The sequence below is a fragment of the Paramuribaculum intestinale genome, assembly GCF_003024925.1.
GTDB lineage: Bacteria > Bacteroidota > Bacteroidia > Bacteroidales > Muribaculaceae > Paramuribaculum > Paramuribaculum intestinale.
On sequence record NZ_PUED01000219.1, the window covers coordinates 1 to 3481 of the forward strand.

2 protein-coding genes and 1 pseudogene are annotated in these 3481 nt (G+C 46.5%); 2 read left to right on the top strand and 1 reads right to left on the bottom strand.

Annotated features, from left to right (window positions below; all coding sequences use genetic code 11):
- Positions 1-697 (top strand): annotated as a pseudogene (locus C5O24_RS14100) (DNA methylase); the annotation flags it as partial.
- Positions 698-892: 195 nt separating this feature from the next.
- On the top strand, positions 893-1792 hold the full coding sequence (locus tag C5O24_RS11795; protein WP_107036420.1) for an Abi family protein: 900 nt from the start codon (positions 893-895) through the stop codon (positions 1790-1792).
- 63 nt (positions 1793-1855) lie between these two features.
- Here the strand turns inward: C5O24_RS11795 and mobC are convergent.
- Positions 1856-3481: conjugal transfer protein MobC (gene mobC / locus C5O24_RS11800; RefSeq protein WP_107681879.1), on the bottom strand; the 1626-nt coding region annotated here is incomplete at its 5' end.

Below are 3481 nucleotides of genomic sequence, written 5' to 3' on the forward strand. Positions count from 1 at the left end.
GGCCGACTATGAAAGATATTCGTCGGCGGTCAAAAGAGATGCCGACGGTAACCCTCTGAATGGTCTGAGCATAGACAATTTTCAACTCAAGGATGAGAAGAATATGGGTGTGCATCTTCAGGGGTTGGCCCAACGTACCGATACGCATGGCCAGTATCTCCGTATCGGAGAAGTATATGGTTTCCCAATCTCCATAATAAGTGAGAGGACTGTCATTGATGGACGTGAGGGGATCCAGAACCGCTTTGTAGTTGAAGGCGGCTATAAATATAAGTACAACAACGGTTTCATAGCCATGTCCGATACCCATGCTGCCTGTATGAACTTTGTCAACGCCCTTGATCGTTTGCCAGACATTATCGCCCAGCATGAGGAACGTACAGCCAAGATGAAGGCGGATATTCCAGTGCTGGAAGGCATTGTCGCCAAGACATGGGGCAAGGAAGATGAGTTGAAGCAACTTAAATCCGACCTTGCCGCCCTTGACCGTAAGATCGCAGCCGAACTCGCGCCCAAACAGGAGAATCCAAATGACGGAGAGGAAATAAAACATGATGAATCTCCGGCGAAGACGACTGGTGTTCCGACACAATCCAATGAAGGAAAAAAGACTATGGTCGCAGAACCTAAGCCGGATTACAGTCAGGAATACTATGTGCCGCCACAACGACAGGGACCTGTCGGTATGCGCGTATGATTATTACGGATACTCAAATGAGCGGGCCGCCCAATTAGGGTTGCCCGCTCATTTGAATAAGTATCGGCATTATTTTCAACCGATAACGACAAAGTATTTGGTCATGTGAAGGATTTTTACTAACTTTGCATCAACAGTTCCCACCACGCCTCTCTCTGATGCGTACCACGGTGGGACTTCGGTTTTTATATACACATGAGATACGATAAGCATCCGATAGATTTCTCCGCTCAGATTGCGCTGCTAAAAGAGAGAGGAATGATATTCGCCGATGAAGACAAAGCACTTGAGGGCTTGTTTTCCATCAGCTATTTTCGCCTTGCAAGTTACTGGAGACATCTTGAACACCGCAAGTCCCGTCAATTCAAAGCTGACACGAAATTTGATGAAGTTCTTACGTTATATGCTTTTGACCAACATCTGCGTAATATCATATTCTCTGCAATTCAGAATATAGAGATAGCGTTCAGAACACGTGTCAGCCATTTTCTTTCAATGAAGTATGGGGCGTTCTGGTTTCTTGATTCAGCGTTATTCAAAGATGCGGAAATACACCAATCCTGTATTGAGAAATTAAAGGAAGAAATAGCGCGGTCTCATGAAGAATTTATAAAAGAGCATAATGATAAATATGATGAGCCGGATTGTCCTCCTTCTTGGAAGACTATGGAGGTCGCATCATTTGGCACGTTGTCAAAGCTGTACAGCAATATCGCTGACAACGAGATAAAAAAGATTATATCACGCAGTTTTCAGTTGCCGTCGTATCTGTTCCTTGAAAATTGGATGAAATGCGCTGCCGTGCTCCGCAACTGCTGCGCACACCATGCACGCTTGTGGAACAGACGTTTTTCCGTGATACCAAAATATCCTGCCAACCTGCCGGGACAATGGATAGCAACGCCACTTCGCAGGCCGGAAAAACTATACGGACAACTTTGTTGCCTCGCTTATTTGGAACAGTCCATTCAGCCCAATAATTCTCTGAAGCGTAACATACTTGAATTGATGTCGGGACACCCGGAGATAGACTTGAATGCAATGGGATTCCAACAGGATTGGCAGGAACAGCCGCTTTGGAAGCGAGAAAGTTGATAAGGTAAAAACTCCATTTATCAAAGGTGCAGCATGGCGCAACCTCGATAAATGGAGCATTTTTTATTTTCGATATAGTAGCGGCGCAAGGCGGGGATCATTTGCTATGCGCAGTTTCTCATCAAAGACAATTCTCTTGACTTCCGCCTTAATGCGGTTGTAGTTTTCTTGGATGGTACGTTCCATCTCGCATTTTCCGGTGGACTTGTCTATGAAGTCATTGATTACGGGAATTGGGGAATAGGCGTCCGTTTCCTCCTTGACTTTTTTGCTGTCAACCACAATCTCGGCATGGAATATCTTCTGCTCTATGCGTTCATCGAAGTTGTCGGATACGGCACCGACAAACATTCCTTGTGTCAATGTGGAGATTTTGCTTGGTGGAATAAGGCTGTCCATCTGGGTGTTGAAAGAATGACTCACATCCTGACGGTTGATTGAGATGGACTGCCGTTTCTGCAACACCTTTCCGAAACGCTCCGACAGTGTCTTTGCAGTCTCTCCGACCACTTGCCCGGAAAATATATTGCCGACTGTATTCATCACAACCGCGGCTTCCTTGTCGCCGTAGTCGCGCTTCAACTGCGAGAAGTCCTGAAAACCGAGACAGACCGCCACCTTATTGCTTCTTGCAGTGGCGATTAGTCCGTCCAAGCCCTTGAAATATATCGTCGGTAGCTCGTCAATAATGACTGCCGACTTCAATTTATTCTTCTTATTGATGAGTTTCACGATACGGGAATTATACAATCCCAATGCTGCCCCGTAGATGTTCTGACGGTCGGGATTATTGCCTACGCACAGTATTATAGGCCGTTCCGGATTGTTGATGTCGAGAGGAAACTCACTGTCCGACATGACCCAGTAGAGCTGCGGTGAGATCATTCTTGTCAAAGGAATTTTAGCCGATGCTATCTGCCCCTGTAATTGCTCTTGAGCTCCGCCGAGCCATGCGTCCATGAATGGCGAAAGGTAATTTTCCAACTCCGGATAAGAGGTCAGAATCGGGAAAATGTCGGCATAAGGCCGGCAAAGGAATTCTATCGCATGGGGGAACGTGCAATACTTGCCGTCTTGGTATATGCGCAAAAACCAGATTATCGCAGCGAACAGGATAATCGGAGATTCGACAAAGAAGTCTCCCTGCTTGCTCACCCACGTTTTGTTAAGGTTGAGCATTATGGTATAGGCACTTTCGTATGCGTCCGATATGTCGGTCATGAACTCCGGAGCAATGGGATTGCAACGGTGTGACCGCTTCGGATCATCGAAGTTTATCACACGGAACTCCGGCACAACGGCATCCTTGTATCCCTCCTGATGCTTGTTGAGATGATTCATCGCAATAAGCGACAGGTCCGGGAACTTGAAGTCATAGATATAGCCGCTGTAACCCTTTTCAATACACTGCTTTATATAGTTGTTGACAATGGCGTATGACTTGCCGGAACCGTGTGTGCCGAGCACTATCGAGGCGCGGAACGGATTGACGACGTTGATCCAACCGTTGTTCCATTTCTTTTTATAATAGAACCGTGTCGGCAGATTTATCGAATAGTCGTTCTTTATCAGGCGTGTCTCCTGCATGAACGATTCGTTTTCGTTGTTGAAACGGTCGTCCATCATATTGCCACGCAGGACACGGCTCATCCATATCCCGCCGAACAGCATTGATACGAATCCCGTAAC

What these genes read in the sequence shown, in the direction of transcription:
- C5O24_RS11795 (WP_107036420.1), top strand. Translation starts at nt 893, where the DNA reads ATGAGATACGATAAGCATCCGATAGATTTCTCCGCTCAGATTGCGCTG.